The sequence below is a fragment of the Candidatus Omnitrophota bacterium genome (assembly GCA_040755155.1).
Classification (GTDB): Bacteria; Hinthialibacterota; Hinthialibacteria; order Hinthialibacterales; family Hinthialibacteraceae; genus JBFMBP01.
This window is the reverse complement of the sequence record JBFMBP010000070.1, coordinates 45835-70413: the sequence shown is the minus strand read 5'-3', so window position 1 is coordinate 70413 and position 24579 is coordinate 45835. Positions and strand designations below refer to the sequence as shown.

Genomic DNA, 24579 nt, shown 5'->3' with positions numbered 1-24579 from the left:
AAAAAAGTCTATAACAGAATGACTGAACCCTACCAATTGTCAGCTTGGCAAGCCTCGGAAGAATTGCAGGCGAAAAAACTTTCCGCTAGGGAACTCGTCGAATCGTTCTTGCATCGAATCGGCCAGCTCGAAGCGAAAATCCATGCTTACCATTTGGTTATGCGGGATTATGCTCTATCCCTAGCCGATAAGATCGACGAACGCCGAGCCAAGGGGGAAATGCTGCCTAAGTGGGCGGGCGTACCCATCGCCATCAAAGATAATATGTGCATGAACAATGGGGCGCCGACGGCGTGCGGTTCGAAAATGTTGGAAAATTTTAAGCCGCCCTATGACGCAACCATCGTCGTCAAACTCTTGAACGAAGGATTGATCCCCATCGGCAAGACGAATATGGACGAATTTGCGATGGGATCGTCTACGGAAAATTCGGCTTTCGGACGCACGATGAATCCCTGGGATTTTTCGCGAGTTCCCGGCGGTTCCAGCGGTGGATCCGCCGCCGCCGTGATCGCTGACGAAGCGCCTTTGGCCTTGGCTTCGGATACGGGCGGTTCCATTCGCCAACCCGCCGCTTTTTGTTCGGTTACGGGAATGAAGCCGACCTATGGCCGCATATCGCGCTATGGATTAGTCGCTTTCGCTTCGTCGTTGGATCAGATTGGCCCTATGGCGAAAGACGCTCGCGACGCCGCAGAACTGTTACGGATTATCTCCGGCCTTGATCCCCTGGATTCCACATCCATCGATACGCCGGTTCCCGATTATGCCGCCTTGTTGAGCGGGGATGTTAAAGGCGCGCGAATCGGCATCCCCAAAGAATATTTCATCGAAGGATTGAATCCGGAAATCCGAGATGCGGTATTGGCGGCGGCGCGCTATTTCGAAAGCCAGGGCGCGGAATGCCTGGAGATTTCGCTTCCCCATACCGAATACGCCATCGCGACGTATTATATGATTTGTACGGCGGAAGCTTCCAGCAATCTTGCCCGCTACGACGGCGTCGTTTACGGATACCGGGCGCAAGGGCCGCACGACAACATCGTGGAGATGTATAATAAAACTCGCAGCGAAGGCTTTGGGCCAGAAGTGAAGCGCCGGATTATGCTGGGCACGTTCGTTTTAAGCGCTGGGTATTACGAAGCCTATTACCGCCGCGCTCAACGCGTCCGGACGTTAATTAAAAACGATTTCGACGCCGCTTTCGAAAAGGTGGACGCCGTACTATGTCCCGCTACGCCATCGCCGCCATTCAAAGCCGGGGAAAAGACGGACGATCCTTTGGAGATGTATCTGTCGGATGTGTTTACGGCGCCGCTCAACCTGGCGGGTTTGCCGGGCTTGGTAATTCCCGGCGGCTTCAGCTCCGATGGATTGCCCATAAGCATTCAATTGATTGGCCCCGCTTTGAGCGAGGATCGGCTTTTGAATATTGCCTATTGTTATCAGCAAGGGACGAATCATCATCTAATGAGACCAACCCTCCAATGATTCGTTTTTCGCTTTGACCGTAGCCATTGCAACCGCTGAATTGATATTAATGACTCATGTTTCTCACGAAAGCTATTTTCTTTTGAATTTGCTGTTTTTCCAATCCCTCTCCCAAGATTGGGAGAGGTTAAGTGAGGGTTGATAAGGTTAAACTTAGCCCCCCTCACCCTAACCCTCCCATAGGGCGAGGGAATGGAACTGCGTAACATGATTTGAGGATTAAGGATTTATGACCGCTGATCCCTTTCGTATTTTAATGATTTGCATGGGAAATTGCTGCCGCAGTCCGATCGCCGAGGCTTTATTGCGCAAGCGCTTGGCCGAAAAGGGATTGGATGACGATGTTCTCGTGGAATCCGCTGGCATCTCCGCCGTGGATGGCGCCGCTCCATCCAGCCGGGCGGTTTATGAGGTTCGCCGCAGAGGCGGTTCGCTCGATGGTTTCCGTTCGCGATCCTTGACGCGGGAAATGTGCGATAAAGCTCATCTCTGCGTCGTCATGACTCAGCAACAACAGTTTTTTATGGATGAGATGTATCCCGAATGTTCGGATAAAGTACGTATTTTAGGCCAATATTTGCTTCCCGAAGGTCCTTTGGATATTTCCGATCCGGTGGGAGGGGATGACGCCGTATTCGATCGGGTTGCCGGGTATATCGAGAGCGGCGTCGAACGCATCGTGGATGATTGGGACGATATCCGACATCGATTTTACGAGACGCGAAAGTTTGTCGTAGCATTCGGCGCCGATCATCGCGGCTTTGCGGTGAAAAATTTCCTCATCGAGCGATGGGAAAAGGAATTGGCGGCGTTGATCGATTGCGGAACCGATTCCGGTGCGTCCTGCGATCATCCCGATTATGCTTTTCTGGCGGCGGGTTTAGTGGCGCGGGGCAAGGCGGATCGAGGCGTGTTGATCTGCTCGACGGGACATGGCATGTTACTCGCCGCCAATAAAGTGCACGGCATCCGCTGCGTCATGCCCTACGACGAAGAACATGCGAGAATGTCGCGCACCCATAACAACGCCAACATGCTAGCGATGGGCGCGGATTATTTCGAGAGAGACCGGATCGACAGCATTGTAAGAGCGTGGATGGAAAGCTGTTTCCTGGGCGGCAAATATCAGCGGCGCATCAGTAAAATCATGGCGTGCGAATCGCGGGATTTCGCGCCCTGCGCCGTCTCCTATCCTGGAACTATGCAAGTGAAATCCTATTATAAATCGTTCGCTAATTCGAATTTGTCCGGGTAAGGACTGGTTTTTTTAATTCTCCCCCCAAGATGGGGGGAGTTAGAGGGGGGTTGATTTTATTAGACTTAAAACAACCCCCTCCTAACCTCCCCCAGGCTTGGGGGAGGAATATTGGAATTTTGCAAGAGACTAAATATTAAAACTACTTTACTTATTATAATTGTAAAACAAGGAGGAACCCAATAGTGTTAGAGCATGTCCGGACCGCCGATCCAGAAATTTATAATGCGATTTTGTTGGAAGCAGGCCGTCAGCACGAAAAATTGGAATTGATCGCATCCGAAAATTTCGTCTCCGAGGCGGTTCTGGAAGCGATGGGAACTCCTCTGACCAATAAATACGCCGAAGGCTATCCCGGCAAGCGATACTATGGCGGCTGCGAGTTCGTCGATATCGCTGAGAAGTTGGCAATCGAGCGGGCGAAGAAACTGTTTGGCGCCGATCACGCCAACGTGCAGCCCCATTCCGGTTCGCAGGCTAATATGGCTGCTTATATGGCACTGGTCGAACCCGGCGCTAAGATTATGGGCTTAGACCTTTCTCAAGGCGGACATTTGACGCATGGCAGCCCGGTTAATTTTTCCGGCAAGCTCTTTCAGGTGAAATCCTACGGCGTCAATCGCGAGACTGAGCAAATCGATCTGTGCGAATTCCGTCAGGCATTGGAAGAGTATCGGCCTGAACTGGTGATTCTGGGCGCTTCCGCTTATCCTCGCCGCCTCGATTTTGCAGGGTTGGGAGAGATTATCCGCAGCGTAGGCGCAAAATCGCTGGCGGACATTGCACATATCGCAGGAATGGCGGCGGTGGGATTGCATCCCACGCCGATACCACACATGGATATCGTTACATCGACGACTCACAAAACCCTGCGCGGCCCTCGCGGCGGACTAATCCTCTGCAAGGAGGAGCACGCCAAAGCGGTGAACGGAAAGATGTTTCCCGGCAGCCAGGGCGGACCGTTGATGCATGTCATCGCCGCCAAGGCTGTCGCGTTTCAGGAAGCGATGCAGCCCGAATTCAAAGTTTATCAACAACGCATTCTTGATAACGCCAAGGCGATGGAAAAGACGTTCGCCGGGCGCAATATCCGCATGATTTCCGGCGGGACGGATACTCATTTGCTCCTGCTGGACGTGGGGCATAACGGCCTAACCGGCAAAGATTGCGAGAAAGCCCTTGACCGCGCCTATATTACAGTCAATAAAAATATGATTCCCTTCGATAAGCAAACTCCATTCGTCGCCAGCGGCGTCCGGTTGGGAACCCCGGCGCTGACAACGCGGGGGATGGGGCCAGTTGAGATGAAAACCGTCGCCAATATGATCGCCGACATCATCGAATCCAAACTCGAAGAATCGGTCATCGAATCGGTGAAAGCGAAAGTGAAAGACCTTACAGCCTCCTTCCCGCTCTATTCGGAATGGAGAAAACTGCCTATGGCGCAGGCGTAAGCCGCCGGGAGAGGAAAGCTTGTGAAATGTCCTTATTGCGGCGTCGATGAAGATAAAGTCGTGGATTCGCGTTCCATGTCCGACGGCGCGAGCATCCGCCGCCGCCGGTTATGTTTGGCGTGCAACCAGCGTTTTACTACCTACGAACGCTATGAAGAGATTCCTCTCATGATTATCAAGAGGGACGAACGCCGGGAGGCGTTCGACCGGAACAAGGTTTGCAAAAGCATGCGCATCGCCTGCCAAAAGCGCCCGGTATCGGAAGAGCAGCTGCAACAGATCACGACGTTGATCGAGCAGCGGCTTTACATGACGCACGAAAGCGAAATTCCCAGTTCCGTCATCGGGGAAAATATTATGAAGGAACTGCGGCAGCTGGATCAGGTGGCCTACGTCCGCTTCGCTTCCGTTTATCGCCAATTCAAAGACCTGCATCAATTTCAGCAAGAACTTTCGCAATTGATGGGGAAAGGAGAGGCGCAGGACGCGCCTTCCGGCGAAGAGCCGACTCCTCTCCCCTGATTCAAGCCGCTCCCTTTCCACGTTTGGGAAGAAGGCGCGGAGAACCAATAGCCGGATCTGAGAACTTCCGCGTTTCGAACCAGGCTTATGAGCGGTTTTCTGGAGAAAAATTTACAGATTCTGCAATCCTACGATCCAAAGACCGCGGATCGCTTGCGGCAATATACTCCCTGCCATCGCGCCGAGATTATAGCAACTCCGGCAAACGTTCCTTCCTTGCGCCTGCAATCCGGCGGCGCCGCCCGCCTGCTGCATAGCGCCAAAAATCCCATCCAGGAAGCCCAGCGTTGGGTAAATGGATTAGAGTTGCCAATCGCTTATAATTTGATGATCTTCGGCTCGGGCTTGCTGTATCACGTATTCGAACTCGCTAAAAGATGCCAGCGGGATTTATGTAATATTGTTATCGTCGAACGCGAAATCGACATTGTTTATGCAGCTTTTACTTATGTTGATATGACCTTGCTGCTGCAAAGCCGTTCTTTCTTTTTTTTGATCGAACCAACGGATTCGGAGATGCGGGATTGCATGAACCGGCTGCTTACGCCTTTCATCCAGGATGGTTTAACCGTTATAGAGCATCCGGCCTCCGTCGAAATCGATCCAGCTTTTTACCGCCGGGTGCGGGAAATCGTGGATGAGTCTCTGCAAAGCGGAGAAATTCTATTACGCACCAAGGTGCAGCTGGGGGGGATGATTCAGGAAAATATTATCCGCAACATCCCTCAGATGTTATCCAATCCATCGTTGACGGCTTTAAATTCCGCCTTGACCAAGATTCCCGCGTTCGTCGTGGGCGCAGGGCCGTCGTTGGATAAAAACGTTGACCTGTTGGCTCAGGTGGGGGATAAAGGCGTCATTATCGCAGTCGATACCGTTTATAAACTTTTGCTTAATAAAGGCATAACGCCTCATCTTATCGCTACTACCGATCCGACGCCGCTCAACGCCCGCCATTTTGCGGGAGTGACGGATTTGGGTGCGGCGATTCTCGTGTTTTCCCCAAGCGTTTTCCATGAAATCCCCAAACAATTGCAAGGAACGAAAGTCTCCATCTCATTGCCCTCGTCGCGTTTGTTGAACGTCATGAAGCAACTCTTCGGCGAAGGCGCCGCCATGAGTCCCGGCATCAACGTCGGCCAGACCTGCTTCAACCTGGCGCGCTATTTGGGCTGCGATCCTATTGTATTGGTCGGCTTCGATCTCTCTTTTTCCCGCGATGGCGGTTCGACTCATGCGTCGGGAACCGCGTTGCGCCGCAATATCTATCGCTCGGACGCGCCGGGGAAAATGAAAGTCGAATTGTTGGGAGACAAGCCGGAACTGGAAGAATTCGATCCCATCATCGTCCCCGCCAACCTGGGAGGGGAAGTCGCCACCAACAAATTTTGGCTGGCTTATCTACGTTCGATGGAAGAGGAGATCAAGCGAACCAACGCTCGCGTCATTAACTGCACCGAAGGCGGCGCTAAAATGGAAGGCGCCGAGATCCGGACGCTGCGGGAAACGATACAGGAATACGCGCGCTATGAGGCGATGGCGCAAAGCACGCTGCAAATGGCCGTCGGCTTCTTTTTCGAATTGAATAAAGAAAGCGGCAAGGCTTTACTACGGCAATCTGGCGATATTTTGAAAACAGCGGTGGAAAAAGCGGAAGAAGGGTTGCAAAAAGTCGGCGCCTTGCGCGCCATCGCCTCCAGCCGGTCTCCGAATCCGGTTTTGTTGGAAGAGACGATGAACGAGATTCTGAAAATCCACAAAGCGCTGACTCAAGACCACAAAGTTTATGCCGTTTTGGATGAAGCCGCCGATTGCGTTCTTTCGCCTTTTCTCAAAAGGGAAAACCGGCCCAAGGGGCCGGAACCGACTCCGAAAAATGTAGAAATGACCATCAAGCGCTACCAGGATTATTTTTCGGGAATGAAGGAATTGTGCGCAAAGTACTCTCTTATCATTCAAGAAACCGTCGATTCGATGGATAATGCTTCCTGGACGGCGCCCAGCTGGTAAATCGCCGTCGATGAACAACTCGTGTTGCGCAACCTGGGAGCGCAGGCATCCTGCCTGCGGGTGGAATAATCATCCTGGGCAGCGAATGGGCTTGATATCTGTTACGTTTTTGCATCGCAAAAGCATAAAATAAATCGAATTTCTCGAAATTTCCCATCCCAGCCTTTCAAGGTTGGGCTATTCTAAATGTCCCTTTAAAGGGACAAACGGCAAAAGCCCGCCGTTTTAACGGCGGATGGAGGGATGCGGGCGGGACGCCCGCACTCCCAGGCCCGTAACCTGAGTGAATAAACGAAATGTAGGCCATTATGAGAATCATACGCAAAGATCACGATATGGTCTCTATCCTTGAACTGCAAGGAGAACTTGGTAAAAACGAATCCAAGGAACTGACAACGTTTATCGAAAAAATGATGGAGGAAAAGCGGTATTATTTCGTCCTTGACATCGAGCAAATCCGCTTCATGGACAGCCAAGCGATCATCGCTCTGCTTCGCATCAATCGGGAAGTGCTGGGATATGGCGGCGGCATCAAACTATTCCGTCCCAAAAAAGTAGTGCAGCAATTCATGAATATCGGCCATGTTTTGGAACTCTTCGACCGATATGAAACCAAGATCGAAGCGATTCACGCCTTCGACGAATTGATTAAGCGCAAGGAAAATCTGCTAGAGGAAACCAATCCCTTAGCTCAGGCGGGACGCAACCAACGCCTTATCTTGATGCGTCTTTTGGAGATATTAATCCGGAAAGAAATATTCGATCTAAACGAATTCAACAGCGAGATTATGCAATCCACCCATCTGGTTCTCCGATTGTTCAGAAAACAGATCGAAGCCAGCCGCTTTTAATCCTATTTATCGATTGCTGATAAATTGAGCGGGGAACAACCAGTCCCGCCGTATTTGAATTGTAGAACGGATCGTCTTACTGACGAATGCTGGAAGGCGAAATCGCAATTATGTATGGAACAAATGTTGTAGTCCGTTTTGCTCCTTCACCGACGGGGCATTTGCATATCGGGGGCGTGCGCACCGCCTTGTTCAACTGGGCCTTCGCCCGTCATACCGGCGGGAAGTTTATCTTGAGAATCGAGGATACGGACCTCGTTCGCTCTTCCGAAACCTCCATGCTCGGAATCGTGCAGGATTTCCGCTGGCTGGGGATTGAGTGGGACGAAGGCCCCAATCCCGATTCCAGCCATCCCATGCAGGAGCAATTGGGCGGGAATGGTCCCTATTTTCAGTCGCAGAGGCTGGAAATATACAATAAGTATGTCGATATATTGCTTCAAAGCGGCCATGCCTACGAATGTTTTCTAACCGACGAAGAGTTGGACGAGAAGCGGCGCGAGGCTCCGCTGGCGGGAAAGCCAGGCAAGTACGATCGTCAATGGGCGCTTTCGGCGCCGCCCGAAAAAATCCGCCAATATCGCAGCGAAGGGCGCGAACCGGCGATACGGTTCAAAATGCCCGATGCGCCCGTGTTTTTCACGGATCATGCTTGCGGCGTAGTAACGTGCCAGCCCGAAGAATTCGAGGATTTCGTCATTCGGCGCTCTAATGGCTATCCTACATATCATTTGGCGTCCGTCATTGACGATTATTTGATGGGCGTAACGCATATTTTGCGCGGCCAGGAGCATCGTACTAACACCTTCCGCCATTGGCCGCTGCAGGAAGCGCTGGGCTTTCCGCATCCGGAATACTGCCATTTTCCCCTCATCTTCAATCCTGACGGATCGAAGATGTCCAAGCGCGATAAAGCCAAAGCCGCCAGAACCGCCGCTGGCGAATGGCTGCAAAACCATTCGTTGGATGAATTGGCGAAACGCTCTTCCTTAGCCGTTGCGGAATTGAACGATTTCGTGGAGAAGAAAAGCGACGACGCATCGATAGCCGTTCGCATCGCCGACGCGCTGAAGATCGAATTGCCGGAAATCGACGTCGCCGACTTCCGCAATGCAGGCTATATTCCGGAAGCCCTGCTGAACTACTTGGCGCTGTTGGGATGGAATCCCGGCGACGATGTGGAGATATTCTCTTTGGATTTTCTAGTCGAACGCTTCGATTTGATGCGCGTCGGTTCCTCCAACGCCCGATTCGACCGTCAAAAACTGCTTGCCTTCAATGCGGAATATTTGCAAAAAATGCCGTTGCCGGATTTCGCTCAACGGCTGCGGCGATTCTGCGAAGAACAGGCGCCTCGTGTTATCGAAGTATTAGGCGAGGCGTTTCCCTTGTTCTGCGAGGTTTATCAAAAGCGGACGAAAACGTTGCGCGATCCCCTGCATTTGGGCGAGTTCTTCGCCATTCGAGACGAGGACGTAAGCTTCGAAGAGAAAGCGGTCAAGGACAACCTGCTCAAAAACGATGGCGCGGGTTTGCAGACGCTGCGCCAATTGCTTTTCGCATTCGAACCATTGGCGGAGTGGACGCACGATTCTATCGTCGCCTGTTTGCAGGATTTTTTGAATACTCATAACATCAATATGAAAAAGACGGCGCAGCCCATCCGCGTGGCGATCAGCGGCAACGTGATTACGCCCGAAATCGTGGAAACGTTAATTATCTTGGGGAAAACGAAGACAGTGAACCGGATAAAGCGCTGCTTGGAACGGTTTTTTGGGGAGTAGAATGATTAAGGATAAGCCTCGGCGTTTTTATTATCGCCGAGGCGTAAGAGCGTCCGGCGTTTGCGCCGATTCCCTCATTTTTTCGTATAAGAACTCAGGAGCGAAGTCCGCGTCGTTTTTCCAGCAGAGAGTATGAAGGATTTCAGATACGGAAAATTGCTTAAACTCGTCGATATTCTTCAGCGGTTCGAACATCGGCCCCCAAAGACAATTTTCCAAATCGACGATACCAGTTTCGCCGTTGTTGAATACAAGACGAATTTTATAGTCTTCGACGTACTCGGCGCTCGCGACTTCCAGCATGGGATTCACTCCAAAGGACTTAATGCGAGATTCGTCATTTAAAAGTTTACTGATGTAGGTCTTCCTTCAAATCAAGAATTTTCCGCCACTTTCGGTCTCAAGGTTCCGATATAGAATAAAGATAAAGATAATCGAATTCCAATTTTTCCTAAGATAATATCGTAAAATGAGGGATTGGAAAGCCGTTTTGAATATCATCTACAATCCATTTACTCAATACTCGATTGGCTATGAATAAAGATCAATTTCTGCAACAAGTGAAACGGACGGTGCAAGAAATGGAGCCGGACGCCGAAGTGCTTCTGTTCGGCTCCCGCGCGCGGGGAGACGCCGCCCCAGATTCCGATTGGGACTTCTTGATTCTAGTCGATAAATCGATCGATGATAAAGAGAAGATGAATATCCGCCATCGTCTCTACGAAATCGAATGGGAAATGGGAGAAGTAATTTCTTCCGTCATCCATAGCCGCGAAGAATGGAATCGCCCTCGAATGAAAATTACTCCTTTCCATCAGAATGTTAGCCAAGAGGGGATTCCATTGTGAGCGATTTGAAAGTAGACCCGCCGTTGAAACGGCTATTGTCGTTTGCCCCTTTAAAGGGGCATTTGATAATCGCCCAGCCTTTCAAGGCTGGGATGAGACTGCGTGACATGAGTCATTAATTGATTATATTTCAAACTCGGAGCAACTTCATGGCGGAAAATGATATTAAATACCCCTCGAATTTTATACGCGACATCGTCAAGACGGATGTGGAAGCCAGCGTGAACGGCGGACGGGTGCATACGCGCTTTCCCCCAGAGCCGAACGGCTATTTGCATATCGGCCACGCTAAGGCTATCTGTATAAGTTTCGGCGTAGCGCAGGAATTCGGCGGGAAATGCAACTTGCGCTTTGACGACACAAATCCCGCCAAGGAAAAAATGGAATACGTCGAAGCTATTCAGAACGATATCAAATGGCTGGGCTTCGATTGGGAGGATCGTCTTTTCTTCGCTTCGGATTATTTCGAGCAACTTTACCAATGGGCGATTAAACTGATTAAAGATGGCAAAGCCTACGTTTGCGATCTCAACGACGAAGAGATTCGGCAATATCGCGGCACGACCGAGTTCGACGAAAACGGGGCGCGCGTTACTCCTCCCGGCAAGGACAGCCCCTACCGCAACCGTTCCGTAGCAGAAAATCTCGATCTCTTCCAACGGATGCGCCAGGGCGAATTTCCCGACGGCGCTAAAACCCTGCGCGCCAAGATCGACATGGCTCATCCCAATCTCAACATGCGTGATCCCGTCATGTACCGCATCATGCGCATGGAGCATTACCGCACCGGCAATCAATGGATCATTTACCCCATGTACGATTGGACGCATGGGCAATCGGATTCCCTCGAAGGCGTCACCCATTCCATTTGCGACGTCGGCTTCGAAAACCATCGCCCGTTATACGATTGGTACATCGAGCAGCTGGGCATCTTTCCTTCCAAGCAATACGAGTTCGGGCGCTTGAACCTGACCTACACGGTGTTGAGCAAGCGCTATCTTCGCCAACTGGTGGAAGAGAACATCGTGCAAGGCTGGGACGATCCGCGCTTGCCGACATTGCTTGGCTTGCGCCGCCGGGGTTACGCTCCCGAAGCCATCTGCGAGTTTTGCAAGCGCATCGGCGTCAGCAAAGGCGACGGCATCGTCGATATCCAACTGCTGGAACATTGCCTGCGCGAGCATTTGAACAAAGCCGCTCCCCGCGTCATGGCGGTATTGGATCCGCTCAAAGTCGTTATCACCAACTATCCTGAAGATCGAGAGGAAGAACTCGATGCCGTCAACAATCCCGAAGACCCGTCGGCGGGAACGCGCCAGGTTCCCTTCTGCCGCGAACTCTATATCGAGCGGGACGATTTTATGGAAATTCCATCCAAGAAATTCTTCCGTCTTGCTCCCGGTAAGGAAGTGCGGCTGCGGTATGCCTACTTCATAACCTGCCAGGAAGTGGTGAAGGACGCGCAAGGCCAGATTATCGAACTGCGCTGCGTCTACGATCCCGCCACGCGCGGCGGCGACGCGCCCGACGGCCGCCGGGTGAAGGGAACTATCCACTGGGTTTCCGCCCGCCATGCGGTCAAGTCGGAAGTGCGGCTGTACGATTATCTATTCGCCAAAGCCGATCCGATGAATGTTGAGGAAGGGCGGGATTGGAAAAAAAACCTCAATCCCGATTCGCTCAAGACGCTGACCGATTGTTATCTGGAGCCGATGCTGGTTAAGACCGAACCCGGCTTCAAATGCCAGTTCGAAAGGCTGGGCTATTTCTGCAAGGACGCGGACAGTACGCCGGATCGTCCCGTCTTCAACCGCACTGTCCCGCTCAAAGATTCCTGGAGCAAGATTCAAGCGAAGGGATGAGAATATAGGAGGCGCAAGATGAATGTCGTTAGAAAAATTTACGAAAATCTCCCGGCGGTGATCCTGATTCCCGATCATCTAAAAAATCGCCGCGTCGAAGTGATCTTGCTGCCATTGGATGAAGAGGAATCGGATAAACCGCAGACGAGCAAAACCGCCAATCCTGCCGATAAATTTATCGGCGCCTGGCAGGGTGAGCCGTTGGTTCGTCCAGAACAAGGATCGTATGAGGAACGCGAGGCGCTAGAATGATTCTAATGCCGGATACGAATATATGGATTAAAATACTCAATCCATCTGCCTCGCCTGTGAAAGAACGTTTTCATAATACCGATCCTGAAACCATCAGGTTATGTTCAGTTGTGAAAGCGGAGTTGTACTATGGCGCATATAGAAGCCAACGCCGGGAACAGAATCTGGAGTTATTGCGGCATTTTTTGGTAAATTATGCTTCTTTTGGATTTGATGACTCCGCGGCGTACGCGTATGGCGAAATACGCGCGCAACTTGCGGCGCAAGGTACGCCTATAGGTCCGAATGATTTGATGATTGCCTCCATTGCAGTAGTGAATCGTGCGATTCTGATTACGCATAATACTCGTGAATTTCAAAGAGTTCCAAATTTGGAAATTGAAGATTGGGAATCTTGATGATAACGAAAGTTATATTCGTTTTCACCATAAATTAAATTCTCTGGGTAGAATTAAGTATAATAATATCCGTAATTTGTTCCCTCACCCCATCCCGCCGGAGGGCGCTGCGGCTTCTTCCGGCGGTTGGCTTTCTCCACGCAATTTCAGTAAGCGGTCGCGGTAAACGTCTTGGGCGATGAGGGCGACGTCCTTGGTGATTTTGCGGTTGATGATCCCTCCCACCGCGGCGCCCAGGAAGGGGATAACCTGCGCTGTTTTCTCCCCTCCCAGGCGCAGGCCGATCTTTTGCGCGATTTGACTCGTTCCTTTCAAGAACAACTGCTTCTGCAAATAACCTAAGGGCGACTTGCCTCGCAGCAGATCGGCGGCCATGCGCATCTCCTTGAGCAGCGCTGTTCTTTCGCCTGTAGCAGGATGGCAATAGGCTTCGGCCAACAATTTGACGGCGAAGATTTTTTCGTCTGGGCGGGAAACGTCGAAGCCGTGGCAGTAGCCGACCTGTTGAATGGCGCGAAGTTGCAGCGCCAGCAGCGAAACGGCGTCAGCGGCGATGGTGAACATGCCGCCAAAGCCGGTGATGGTTCCTTCCGCCGCCGAGAGCCACGCTCCTTTGTGGATATAGCGGGAAGACATTTTGTTGATGGTTTCGATGGGAAGTTTTTGAATGGAGGATAACGTCTCCACTTGAGGATTCTTCTTGCGGTAGGCGGCGATGACAGAATCCGGCTTGGATAATTTATCCCATAGCGTCAACGAGCCTTCGATGAATTTACTAAAGGTCTGTATTGCGATTTTCGTAAACCTCGTCTTTTTATCGTCTTTCTCTTCCGGTTGAGCGGTGGAATGATCCATATCCTCTTCTACATCCATTTCTAAAGCGATTTCCGGTTCGATGACGGCGGCTTCGATTTCGGGCGCGGATTCTACGGCTAGTTCCGGCTTAGCCGCAGCGGCGATGGGCGCTTCTTCGTCCTCCAGCGACAGCGCGGCGTCCAGGTTGAAGGTCGAGGACGAACGATAGACGCGGATGGCTTCGGCGCCAACGATGCGATAGGCCGAAGCGAGAATTTTTCGTCCCACGGCTTCCGAAGCGCCCTTGAATATCGCCTTGTTGATCCAGTATTGCGGATTTAGGGCGTTGATAGCCGTCCATACGCCGCTGGCGATGCGCCGCCCCGCGCGCATTCCTTTTTTTTCCACGATCTCGTGCGTTTTGTCGAACAAATCCTTGGCTGTAAGAATGTTGGATACGGAAACTTGATGCAGCGGCTTGAGCGGCGCGATGAGGACATTCAGTTCCTTCGAAATCCGTTCGTTGAGATGCAGCAGCTCGACGATAGTCACTTCCAATTCGGGATGAGGCGAAGTGGGATAATAAACCTGAGCCACATCGCATACGAGTTGAAAACATTCGTCCATAAGGCGAGCCGGATCCATCCACGATGTGGTCTTGAGCGAGCGCGTAACTTGGCGCACTTTTCCGTCGATCAGTTCTTGCGCTTTGCGGTCGGCGAGAGTGATGCGTCGCGAGATTTTGCTTTCAAGATCGGCTAAGGAAGCTATCTTCGCGCCCGGACGCAGAAGATAAAGGATGCGCGTAAAGTTCCAGGCGCTGCGTGCGGCGATGAAAACGCCCAGCGCCGCGAACAGCATCAGAACCGCGAAAAGCAGCCAAGGCATGGGAATATCGATAAAGCTCATTTCAATCCTCGATAAAAGGATGAGTTCATTGTTCCCATTATAGTGGAGAAGGGTAATAGAAGAGAGAAGAAGGAAAACGATGGGAAGGACGGATTACAAGATTGTCAGAATCGGGATGTCCAGGATTTTCAGGATAAAAGATAGTTAACCATCCTGATAATCCTTACATTCTGAAAAATCCGGATTCGGACATTAGCCTACGATCCAACATTGATTTCCGTTAAATAAGCCGCGACGATGGCTTTCAATAAATCGAAAGGGATAGTTTTCGAAAGTTCGTTGAAATCGCAATAATCGGCGATTTGATCGGTGATGTCGCGGGGATCGCAGGCGCGAAGCGGACGGTTGGCGGGCAGATAGCATTGGCGGATAATTTCGTCGAGATCGGCTTCCGCGATCTCCAGTTCCTTTTTATGACATTCTTTCATGAATATGGATTTATAGACTACGGCGGATGGTTCGCCGATATAAATCTTATAACGGATGCGTCGCAAAAAGGCTTCATCCACCAAATCCATGGGATTCATATTCGTGGCGAAGACCACTAGCTGCTCGAAGGGGATGGAAAATTTCTTACCCGTATGCAGGGTCAGGTAGTCGAGCCGTTCTTCCAAGGGGATGATCCACCGGTTGAGCAAATCTCTGGGTTGAACCATTTGGCGCCCGAAATCGTCGATAATCAACAGTCCGCCGTTGGCTTTCATTTGCAGCGGGGCTTCGTAATAGCGGGTGGAAGGATTGTAGCGCAAATCCAGCATGGATAATTCGAGTTCGCCGCCAACGATGACCGCCGGACGGCGGCATAAGGCCCAACGGCGGTCGCCGCCCTGATTCTTGAATATCCGATTCGCATCGGCGGCCGAAGGAGTCAATTCCTTGTGATGGATGGGATCGTATACCCGGATGATGCTGCCGCCTGCAAAAAGAGCATGGGGTACGGCGATGGGGCCGCCGTGCTGGTTGTAAAATTGGGCGATTTTCTTGGCGAAGGTCGTTTTTCCCGTACCCGGAGGTCCGTAGAGGAAGCAGGATTTACCCGAACGGATGGCGGGACCGATTTGGCGGAAGAGAGAATCGTCGACGATGAAATCGCACCAGGCTTCCCGCAGCAGCGCCTCGGTAACGCGGATGCTGTGCAGATGATGTTTTTGGATATAGCTCCAATACTGATCGAGAGGTACGGGCGCGGGGCCAATGTAGGTATCCAGCGCCAATAAATCTTGAATGTGCCGCCGTCCCCGGTCGGTCAGTCCAAAACGGTCGCTGGCGGCGCCCAATCCCTGTCCGCCTTTCTTCTCCGCATAAAGTTGAATGATGATTTCGTTCAATAAAGGTTCGAGAAGTGGGAAGGGAAGGCGGATTTTCTCCGCGATTTCCAATCCAGTGAGGACGCCAAAACGATGCAGATGCTTGACGATTAAATCGCTAAGAAAAGAAGCGGACAATCCTACTTCTTCCAGGCAAGCGGGGGAGGAGGGCCTATTGCCGTCGTCTTCGAAAAAAGGAAAGGGGACCGTGGGATAATCTTCCTCAAGAGATTCGTCATCCGCAGAATCGTTGGTTATGGTTGGGATCGTATCGGACATTGCATCATCGCTTTCCGAGTTATTCCTTCTCCCTTTGAGAGAAGGTTAGGATGAGGGGAGAAATTATTTTCCCTCCGATTCCCCGCCGCCTAACGCTTGCAGCATCGTGTCGAGAGAGGAGGCGCCGGAGTCGGATGATTCCGTTTTCTCTTCACTCATTTTTTTCTTCTGTGCGATGAGTGCTTCCTTGCCGGTCATGCCGTCCCCTTGAGCGAACGTTTTAACGACGACGCGACGATTGAGAGCGCGTCCGGCTTCCGTTTCGTTGTTGGCGGCGGGACGGCTCTCGCCGAAGCCGCGAACCACGAGCCGCTCCTCCCAAACGCCCGCGTTCGCTAAATAATTCGCCGCGGCGAGAGCGCGTTCGCAACTCAAACGCGTATTGGAATCCTTTTCGCTGACGCCGTCGGCGTGGCCTTCTACGATCGCCGAACCGGAACGCGAGGAGAGAAGGGAAGCGATGCGATTCAGCTCGGCCTTGGCGGCGGCGCTTAATTCGGATTGGTTATTCCCGAAATAGATGCATCCGGCGATAGGATCTACGGGCCGGGCGTTGGCCGTCATCTCGTCGAACGGCTTTTGCGCGGCGGCGCCGAAGGAATTGCCGGCGGATCGGGAAAAAACGTCCGGCTGCGTGGATTGACAAGCGGAAAAGAGAATCAGACTCGACATTAGGATGGAAAAGCGTTTCATGGCGAAACCTCCCGGTTAAATGACTTTCCCCATAAGGGTGTCGATGATGCGTATCACGGCGGGACCGCCGAGCACGACGAAGATCGATGGAAATATAAACAATACGAGGGGGAACAGCAGTTTCACGGTGGTTTTGGCGGCCAGTTCTTCCGCCCGCTGGCGGCGGCGGGTGCGCATGTCGTCGGAATGGACGCGCAGCGCCTGGCCCATGCTGGTTCCGAAGCGGTCGGCCTGGGTGAGCACGGCGGCCAGCGCTCTCAATTCAATCACGCCAGTGCGTTCGCCCAGATCGTGAAGCGCGTCGGCGCGGGGCTGGCCCATGCGGATGACGGCGCAGGTCATGTTCAATTCTTCGCTGAGGACGCGGTTGTTGATATGAAACTCTTCGCTCACTTTTTGCAGCGCCGCGTCGAGTCCCAGACCAGCCTCGATGCAAACGACGAGCAAGTCCAGCGCGTCCGGCAATCCGCAGAAAATCTGCTCCTGGCGTCGGCGCTTGAAGAAACCAAGAATCCAATCCGGCAAAAACAAGCCGCCGCCGATGGCGAAAAGCGCAGGCAGCGTTGATCGCGAAAGAGGAATTCCTTGAATGGCGAAGATAAGGATTACGAGAAGCGGCATGGCTAGAATGGAAACGATCTTCATCGTCCAATAGGCGTTATAGGCGCAGCGGCTGTAATAGCCCGCCATCGCCAGCTGCTGCTTGCTTTCGCTGCGTTGGAGGGGATCCTTCGGCGCGATGCGTTCGCCGATGGAGGATATCAAATTGCTGCGGCCCGCGTCGATGAAGGCTGTCTCTCCAGAGGCGGGTTGGCGGCGACCATAGCGGGCGAGCCGGTCGTCGACGGGATGCTTGAGGAAGCCGAATAGGACAGATGTTCCAACAACGGATAGAAAAATTGCGGAAAAAGCGATGGCGCCAATCCATAGTTCCATGATTACACCTTGATATTGACGATTTTTCGAATGATGAGAATGCCGAAAAACTGCATGACGACGGCGGAGGTCAACATTTTGTTGCCGATTTCCGTGTTGAGAAGCAACAGAATATATTTCGGATTCAGGCATAGAATGACGAGAAAGACGAATACGGGCAATAGGCTTAACACCCAGCCGGACATGCGCCCTTCCGCCGTCAACGCCCGCACCTGGCCCAAGACTTTGAACCGGTCGCGGATGACGCGGGATAGGTTGTCCAATATCTCCGCCAAATCGCCGCCGATCTGATCGTGAATCAAAATGGAAAGCACGAAAAATCGAATATCCAAAAGCGGAACGCGGGCAGCCATTTTGCGCAGCGATTCTTCGAGCGGCAGCCCCATCTGAAGTTCGCGGTAGATGCGGCTGAATTCCGTACTGATGGGAGCGGGCATTTCCGTCGCCGTCATTTGCAGCCCCATCGAGAAGGGATGACCGGCGCGCAGAGAGCGGCCGATGATTTCCAGGCACTGCGCCAGGTTGGCTTCGAAGGCTCTTAGGCGGCGCTTGCGCTTCCAAAGGATGCGGAGATAGGAGACGAATACGCTTCCGGCGAATACGGCGAAACCTAGGAGTATATTGGCCGAAATATATAGCGACATCGAAGCTAAAAATATCGCAACTCCAGCCGTCGCCATCATCCATCGGCTGACGTCCTGGTTCAGGCCTGCTTGTTCGAACAAGAGAGGCAGGTTGAGAAATGGGGGGAAATCGGAAAAAAATTCGTATTTTTTCCAATCGTTCTCTTTTTTTAATAAAGCCAATTGTTGGTCTTGCGAAAGGGAAGATTGCATCTGGCGATGGACGGAGTGGAAGCGTTTACCTACAACGACGTTTTCAGAATGGAGAAGGTTGAAAACGAAATAAGCGACGCCGAAAACAAAAACGGCTGTGCCCGCGAAGACGATGGCGCCGATGGTCAGTTCGTTCATGAGCCTTCTCCTATGCGCATTTTGACGCCAGGTTGAAAAACGTCCGGCGAAATGCGGATGCCCGCCGCTTCCAACTTGGCCATACACTTTGGCCGCACCCCCGCAGCGACATAGGCGCCGTGGACATTCCCCTCCGAGTCGATCGTTTCTTGCTTGAATTTATAAATCTCCTGCATGGTGATTACTTCGCCTTCCATCCCTGCGATTTCCGCAATTGAAGTGATGCGGCGTGTTCCGTCCAGCAGACGCGAGGCTTGCACGATGATGTTGATGGCGGACGCGATTTGCTGGCGGATAACGCGCATGGGGATTTCCAGCCCGCCCATAGAGACCATCGTCTCGATGCGGCTCATGGCGTCGCGAGGAGTGTTGGCATGAATAGTGGTAAGCGAGCCTTCGTGCCCGGTGTTCATCGCTTGCAGCATATCCAGCGCTTCGGCGCCGCGTACTTCGCCTAAAATGATGCGGTCTGGCCGCATCCGCAGCGTATTGAAAAGCAAATCGCGCTGGGTGATGGCGCCTTGGCCTTCGATGTTGGCGGGGCGTGTTTCCAGCCGCACTACGTGAGGCTGTTGTAAAATCAACTCGGCGGAATCTTCGATGGTGATAATGCGTTCGGAAGCGGGAATGAAGGAAGTGAGAATATTCAGCAGCGTTGTTTTACCCGATCCGGTGCCGCCGGAGATGACAACGTTCAGCTTGGCGCGCACGGCGCCTTCCAAAAATTCCACCATTTCCGGAATGATGGATTTGTTTTGCAGAAGATTTTCCACTTTCAGCGGATTGACGCCGAAGCGGCGAATGGACATGGCGGGTCCGTTTAGAGCCAACGGCGGGATGATGGCGTTGACGCGCGAACCATCGGGCAAGCGAGCGTCGACCATAGGCATGGTTTCGTCGATGCGCCGTCCGACGCGGGAAACGATGCGGTCGATGATTTGAAGAAGATGGCGGTCGTCGCGGAAGCGGGACTCGGCCTTCTGCAATTTTCCTTTTTTTTCGATATAAATTTCCCGGAAATTGTTGACAAGGATATCGGAAATTTCGGGGTCTTTCAACAATGGCTCCAGCGGACCGAAACCGAAGACTTCGTCGAGAATCTCTTCCGCCATTTCCTGGCGTTCGCGGCCGTTGAGAGCGGCGGGCTGGGCGGCGATCATTTCCGCTAAAACGGGACGAACCTGCTGCTTGACCTTATCCTTGTTTTGTTCGTTGATTTGTCCTAGGTCCAGCCGTTCGATCAAGCGCCGGTGGATTTCCGATTTCAAATCCTGAATGCGCGACAACCGGTCGGCGGCGTTGATGGTTTTAAGATTGGCGGCGGCGTTGTTCATGATCTTGTCCCTGTTTTCTCTTTTGAAACGCCCTCAGAATAGAATAGGCTTCCAGCCTCTTGATTGGCGAAAGAAAGAGCCAAGATGGCTCTTCTACTTTTTCTGCCCGATACAGTTGTGTAGGGTGGGCTCAAAGCGAAGCGTAGCCCACCATTTTCCTTTCCTCGGTAGGGTGGCGCGTCATCCGCCCACTTGCAGCAGCCGGGCTTCCGCCAGCGGCTTCAGTTCGATGGCGTTGGCTTTCTCCGGCTTGAGAAAGGGGATGGCTTCCTGACGTAAAATCGTATTGGCCAGCGCAGCGGCATCCTTAGCCGCTTTGCCTCGCCGCGAGATCTTGCTCAGGGGAACGCCCTGGTTGATGGCGGATTGAACCTTCCATTTATCGTCCCGAATCGTAACGATTTTTTTCTTGCCCAGCGTTTTGGCAATGCGGCTTAAAGTGACGGAAGAATATTTCGTATAAGCGTTCACGGCGATGACGAGGCGATTCATATCGAATCCCGCTTCGCATAGGAATTGCAATTTGCGGACGGAAAGAAAAACGGATGGCAAATCCTGCGTGATCACGAGAAAGAAATCGTTGACGAAGGGCGCCACCATCGAAGCGATTTCGTTGTCGCGGCCCAGATCGAGGACGACGAAGGCGTAGCGATGGCGCAGGCATTCCACCAGGCTGCAAACGGAATCTTCCTGGAAAAAATTGGAATGGCCGTCGTCCGGTTGGAGCAGGAGTTTCAAGCCGCTTTCGTGCTCAATGGTTACGCTGTCGATCAGGGTGGCGTCGAACCGCTCGTCCGATTCGCTGAGATCGCGCAAGGAGAATGACGGCTGTACGTCGAGATAAACGCCCAAATCGCCTTGACCGGCGTGCAGGTCAACCAGGATGGTCGGTTGCGACTGGCTGAGGGCATGGGCGATATTGCAGGCCAAGGTCGTAACGCCGCAGCCGCCGCGTCCGCCCCAAAAAGCAACGACGCGGCCAAGAGAAGCCGGTTCATTGGCGGGTTGGGAGGCGCGGCTGTGAAGTCGTTCGCAGACGCTGGCGAGTTCTTCCGGCTGCAACGGTTTAATGAGATATTCGTCGGCGCCCGAGCGGAAACTACGCAGAACCAGTTCCGCATCCTCGCGGCTGCCCATGGCGACGATTTTGACGCCGGGGCAGGCATGATGAATTTTTTCGATTAAGAGAAGGCTCTCTTCGTCGGCGGAAATGAAAACGAATTGGGGCTTGCTGCGTTCGACGATCGAGAAGGCGATGGAATAGGAGGCGGTTTCCGCCGCGATTTCGATCTGTCCGGTGGATTGAAGGATTTTGGAACTGCGCGCCAGTTCGTCGCGGTCGCTGTCGATGAGGGCGGCGCGGAACGGGGCGGATGAGATGGATAGTTGGCCGGTTGGCTTGGTTCGCAGCATGGTTTTTGCCTCATCGCGTGATGGATACGGCGAAGATCATTCCCGATTTCGGGCCATTGGCGCTGAAGACGGCGTTGGAGGAGACGATCGGACAAGTTTGTACGATGACGCATCGGTTATCGAGCGCTCCCGTCATTTTGACGTCCACGACGCGAACGCCGGCGAAGCGGACGATTTCGTACATGGCCCCATCGCCGGTTCCCGTCAGATTTCGATGCAAGGGAAGGATGCGCGGTTGGCCTATTATGGCTTCAAAAGCGCATTTTATCGCGGCGCTGACGCCGGTATCGCCGTTCAGCCATTTGGAATAAACGCCATCTTCGTCTTCATCGGTTAGGATCATGCCGCCGATGGCTTCCAAATCTGCGCCGGAAATTCCATTCTCGATTTGATCGATAAGATCCGATGTAGAGTTGTTGGAGGGGCCGATGTCTATCGTGCCGAAATTGCCCGGCGCCCAAGGAAGAGTGCATACGTCTTGGTTGTTGGGATACATGGAAATTTCCGGGATACCGTCGCTTTGGTGAAGTACGCCGCTTTCTTCGCTGTAAGAATAATCGTCTTCGTCGGGTTCATGAGGGCAGGAGCAATCCGCGGGATGATGGCCGCCATCCACCGCTTCGTCCCAAGCGTCGGCATAGACAGTGAAAGGCAGCATCATAAGACGTTCGTTGACGTCCACTTCGAAGCCCGCTATGCGGTCGTCGATCGTCGCTGTCGATGTCGCTTGCAATTCGACGGATTGCATTCCTGAAAACGATCCCATTAGCAGGGCTAATGGCCCGTTAAGATCGTTGGCTAATTTTGCCGTAACTTGGATGGAATTGTATTCGGGGATTTCATCCGTTTGAAAAGAAGAATTAATGTTCAAAGGATTTTGTATGTATCCGGCGACGATGCCTCCATCGATGTAATTATCCTCGTTGCGATCGACTTGGAGATAAACGTTAGCCGCCTTGTTGTAGGCCGCGAAGGCTTGCGCCGAATCGCGGGCGTCGCCGATATCGTCGGTTTGGTCTGGAGTACCATAAAGAACGTCCTCGTCCGGCAGTTGGGAGGCTCCCGCTAAAGCGGCGGCGTCGGCGGCGTTCTGCAACTGGCCTTCGGCCAGGACCATCCACCCTATGTCTACCGTCATGGCCAGCGACATCATAATAACCGTGATGCAGACGGCTAGCAGAACAATGATGGAGCCTTTTTGATTCGTTTTCATGGCGTTAGTCTCCCATTTAACGATTTTCCCAAGAGGATGCGGCTTCCATCGGAACAGGTTTTATCCCATACGAAATTGATATGTTTAAAAAACGGCTCGCCTGTTGATTCGGTTAACGCATTCCAAAAACGTCCGCTGAAAGGAGCGCAGCAAGCAGTGGAATGTTCTGCGTTTTTATCGGAAAGCAGGAGAAATTGCCCCCGCAACCGGCGAGCGAGTTCGTCCATAAATGCGGGCGAATAGCACTGATCGATATAAATCGCGCATGGGCCGTTTCCCAGATTCTGCGCCAAATTCTCCGCCGTCAATGGACGATCTTTCAGCATGAGAATCGGCATTCCTTCCGGATGTTCCGCGCTGAATCGCAGGCTTCCATGGCCGGTGAGATAGAGCAAAGAAAGATTCCGGTCTTGTTTCTTGGCGTTGGATAAAGCGAGTTGAACTTCAGCGGCGGTTGGAACGGTTACTTTTCCTAATACGGCAATGTCGTCGAAATGCCATCGCCGCAGCGCCGCTTCCGCCGCTTCCAGATTCTGGAGATGCCGCTCGGAAGAATCATTGCTTATGAGAACAGCGCATCGAGAATGGCTGGGGGCTTGCTCTTTTGAAAAATCGCCATCCCATCCCGCTCTCGCCAGCAGAGCGGCGGCGGTTGCCAGAACCGGCAGAGATAAGGCGCATAGGAGGCGAAGCGTTGGTTTCATGATCCTATCTCGTTAGGGAAAGGGTATAGACTAGGCCGGAACTCGGCGCGTCGGGATTGAAGATGGCTTTTTCGGTCGTCATCTGAGCCGGTTGCACGATGAAGCGCTTTGAACTGTCGCTGGAGGGCCAGTAAGATTCGATGACCGTAACCGCTTCGAATTTTACTGTCTCGTAATAATACTGGATGGCGCAACAAATCTCTTCCATACCCGCCGCCGTTTTCGCCAGATGCTCTTCCAACGTTACATCGTCCGGATTGGCGAGGGCGATCGGCGGACTGGAACTGAAGGAGCGGAACAAGGGCATAATGCGAGCTTGCCCTTTGATGTTGCGCAGCGCCGTATGCCAGCTGCTCGACATCCAATTCTCACCCGGCAGCCATTTCGCGTAATCGCCGGAACCGTCATCGGTCATTTCTAGTCCGTCGATGGCGGCCAAATCCTCTTGGTTCATGCCATTGGCGATTTGATTCTGGACGTACGTGCTTCCTATGACCGCCGAGACGAAGATCGTACCTACGTTGCCTCTGGTTCCGGGGATGCCGACATAATATTTGTACGGATAAAGCGTAATTTCCGGAATGCCGTCCGAACCGGAAGATACGACGCCGTCGACGACGCGGAAATTATCCTGATCGCTTACGCCATCCGTCGAGGCGTTCCATGTTCCTTCGTAAGCCGCAAAGGGCAGCATGGGCAGCGTCTCTCCCGCGCCGAGCGAGAATCCGGCGATGCGGTCGTCGATGGTAGCGATGGCGTGCGTGGAGATTTCGACGGAGTCGGGACCGTCAAAGGCGCCCATCAACAACGCCAGGGGGCCGTTGATGTCCTGAGAGAGGTTGGCTGAGACTTTAATGGAATTGATTTGGCTGACGCCCTCCGACTGAAAAAGGCTGTTCATGTCGAGCGGATTTTGCAGATATCCAGCGACGATGCCGCCATCGGCAAGATTGCCGTCGTTGCGGTCGAGTTGAAGAGCAACTTTCGCCGCCTCATTGTATCCAGCGAATTCCTGGGCGAAATTGCGGGCGGATATCACGTCGTCCGTCTGATCCGGCGTTCCCGCCAATGCGCCTTCATCCACCAGTTGCGCAGCTCCCGCCAAGGCGGCGGAATCGGCGGCGTTTTGCAATTGGCTTTTCGACGCCGCCATCAATCCTACGTCTATGGTCATGGCCGCGGCCATCATAATAAGCGTCATGCAGATGGTCGCCAGCACTATAACCGAGCCGTTTTGGTTTGGTGTGCGCGTTTTCATGAGTTTGTTGCTCTCCTCGATAAATGGCCTCGAAAAT

22 protein-coding genes are annotated in these 24579 nt (G+C 52.7%); 11 read left to right on the top strand and 11 right to left on the bottom strand.

The window, feature by feature from the left end:
* The first annotated feature begins 18 nt into the window (after positions 1 to 18).
* From gatA to gltX, 7 genes are all read left to right on the top strand, one after another.
* Positions 19 to 1491: an Asp-tRNA(Asn)/Glu-tRNA(Gln) amidotransferase subunit GatA gene (gatA, locus tag AB1656_09020; protein ID MEW6235513.1), complete on the top strand. Its 1473-nt coding sequence runs from the start codon at positions 19 to 21 to the stop codon at positions 1489 to 1491.
* Between the two features lie 229 nt (positions 1492 to 1720).
* Positions 1721 to 2746, top strand: a complete 1026-nt coding sequence (locus tag AB1656_09015) for an RpiB/LacA/LacB family sugar-phosphate isomerase (GenBank protein ID MEW6235512.1) — start codon at positions 1721 to 1723, stop codon at positions 2744 to 2746.
* 182 nt (positions 2747 to 2928) lie between these two features.
* Positions 2929 to 4200: a serine hydroxymethyltransferase gene (glyA, locus tag AB1656_09010; protein MEW6235511.1), complete on the top strand. Its 1272-nt coding sequence runs from the start codon at positions 2929 to 2931 to the stop codon at positions 4198 to 4200.
* A 21-nt stretch (positions 4201 to 4221) separates the two neighbouring features.
* The gene (gene nrdR / locus AB1656_09005) at positions 4222 to 4722 is read left to right on the top strand and encodes a transcriptional regulator NrdR (GenBank protein ID MEW6235510.1); all 501 of its coding nucleotides are present in this window, start codon (positions 4222 to 4224) and stop codon (positions 4720 to 4722) included.
* Between the two features lie 87 nt (positions 4723 to 4809).
* On the top strand, positions 4810 to 6732 hold the full coding sequence (locus AB1656_09000) for a 6-hydroxymethylpterin diphosphokinase MptE-like protein (GenBank protein ID MEW6235509.1): 1923 nt from the start codon (positions 4810 to 4812) through the stop codon (positions 6730 to 6732).
* Positions 6733 to 7040: 308 nt separating this feature from the next.
* Positions 7041 to 7583 carry an STAS domain-containing protein gene (locus AB1656_08995; protein MEW6235508.1) on the top strand — a complete coding sequence of 181 codons (543 nt, stop codon included), beginning with the start codon at positions 7041 to 7043 and terminating at the stop codon, positions 7581 to 7583.
* Positions 7584 to 7693: 110 nt separating this feature from the next.
* Positions 7694 to 9367: a glutamate--tRNA ligase gene (gene gltX, locus AB1656_08990; protein MEW6235507.1), complete on the top strand. Its 1674-nt coding sequence runs from the start codon at positions 7694 to 7696 to the stop codon at positions 9365 to 9367.
* Positions 9368 to 9397: 30 nt separating this feature from the next.
* Here the strand turns inward: gltX and AB1656_08985 are convergent, their stop codons facing one another.
* Complete coding sequence (locus AB1656_08985) at positions 9398 to 9670, bottom strand: DUF2442 domain-containing protein (protein MEW6235506.1); 273 nt, start codon at positions 9668 to 9670, stop codon at positions 9398 to 9400.
* A gap of 230 nt (positions 9671 to 9900) precedes the next feature.
* On the opposite strand from AB1656_08985, the gene AB1656_08980 reads away from it, so the two are divergent.
* The 4 genes from AB1656_08980 to AB1656_08965 all read left to right on the top strand — a co-directional run bounded on the left by AB1656_08980 (position 9901) and on the right by AB1656_08965 (position 12727).
* Entirely contained in the window at positions 9901 to 10215 is a 315-nt protein-coding gene (locus AB1656_08980) for a nucleotidyltransferase domain-containing protein (GenBank protein ID MEW6235505.1), read from the top strand.
* A gap of 149 nt (positions 10216 to 10364) precedes the next feature.
* The gene (locus tag AB1656_08975) at positions 10365 to 12077 is read left to right on the top strand and encodes a glutamine--tRNA ligase/YqeY domain fusion protein (protein ID MEW6235504.1); all 1713 of its coding nucleotides are present in this window, start codon (positions 10365 to 10367) and stop codon (positions 12075 to 12077) included.
* An 18-nt stretch (positions 12078 to 12095) separates the two neighbouring features.
* A complete protein-coding gene (locus AB1656_08970) occupies positions 12096 to 12329 on the top strand; it encodes a hypothetical protein (GenBank protein MEW6235503.1) in 234 nt (77 codons plus the stop codon).
* Between the two features lie 5 nt (positions 12330 to 12334).
* On the top strand, positions 12335 to 12727 hold the full coding sequence (locus tag AB1656_08965; GenBank protein ID MEW6235502.1) for a type II toxin-antitoxin system VapC family toxin: 393 nt from the start codon (positions 12335 to 12337) through the stop codon (positions 12725 to 12727).
* An 84-nt stretch (positions 12728 to 12811) separates the two neighbouring features.
* On the opposite strand, the gene AB1656_08960 is transcribed toward AB1656_08965, so the two are convergent.
* The 10 genes from AB1656_08960 to AB1656_08915 form a co-directional block, all read right to left on the bottom strand.
* On the bottom strand, positions 12812 to 14431 hold the full coding sequence (locus tag AB1656_08960) for an EcsC family protein (GenBank protein ID MEW6235501.1): 1620 nt from the start codon (positions 14429 to 14431) through the stop codon (positions 12812 to 12814).
* Positions 14432 to 14628: 197 nt separating this feature from the next.
* A complete protein-coding gene (locus tag AB1656_08955) occupies positions 14629 to 16017 on the bottom strand; it encodes an ATP-binding protein (protein ID MEW6235500.1) in 1389 nt (462 codons plus the stop codon).
* Between the two features lie 63 nt (positions 16018 to 16080).
* Complete coding sequence (locus AB1656_08950) at positions 16081 to 16710, bottom strand: OmpA family protein (protein ID MEW6235499.1); 630 nt, start codon at positions 16708 to 16710, stop codon at positions 16081 to 16083.
* A gap of 15 nt (positions 16711 to 16725) precedes the next feature.
* A complete protein-coding gene (locus tag AB1656_08945) occupies positions 16726 to 17646 on the bottom strand; it encodes a type II secretion system F family protein (GenBank protein MEW6235498.1) in 921 nt (306 codons plus the stop codon).
* A gap of 2 nt (positions 17647 to 17648) precedes the next feature.
* The gene (locus AB1656_08940) at positions 17649 to 18620 is read right to left on the bottom strand and encodes a type II secretion system F family protein (GenBank protein MEW6235497.1); all 972 of its coding nucleotides are present in this window, start codon (positions 18618 to 18620) and stop codon (positions 17649 to 17651) included.
* Positions 18617 to 19954: a CpaF family protein gene (locus AB1656_08935; protein MEW6235496.1), complete on the bottom strand. Its 1338-nt coding sequence runs from the start codon at positions 19952 to 19954 to the stop codon at positions 18617 to 18619. The genes AB1656_08940 and AB1656_08935 overlap by 4 nt, the downstream gene beginning before the upstream one ends.
* Before the next feature lie 180 nt (positions 19955 to 20134).
* Positions 20135 to 21367 (bottom strand): hypothetical protein, encoded by a 1233-nt coding sequence (locus AB1656_08930; GenBank protein MEW6235495.1) that lies wholly within the window; start codon positions 21365 to 21367, stop codon positions 20135 to 20137.
* A gap of 10 nt (positions 21368 to 21377) precedes the next feature.
* The gene (locus tag AB1656_08925) at positions 21378 to 22580 is read right to left on the bottom strand and encodes a pilus assembly protein TadG-related protein (protein MEW6235494.1); all 1203 of its coding nucleotides are present in this window, start codon (positions 22578 to 22580) and stop codon (positions 21378 to 21380) included.
* On the bottom strand, positions 22577 to 23284 hold the full coding sequence (locus tag AB1656_08920) for a hypothetical protein (GenBank protein ID MEW6235493.1): 708 nt from the start codon (positions 23282 to 23284) through the stop codon (positions 22577 to 22579). Before AB1656_08920 ends, AB1656_08925 begins: the two co-directional genes overlap by 4 nt.
* 4 nt (positions 23285 to 23288) lie before the next feature.
* A complete protein-coding gene (locus AB1656_08915; protein MEW6235492.1) occupies positions 23289 to 24542 on the bottom strand; it encodes a pilus assembly protein TadG-related protein in 1254 nt (417 codons plus the stop codon).
* Positions 24543 to 24579 lie beyond the last annotated feature (37 nt).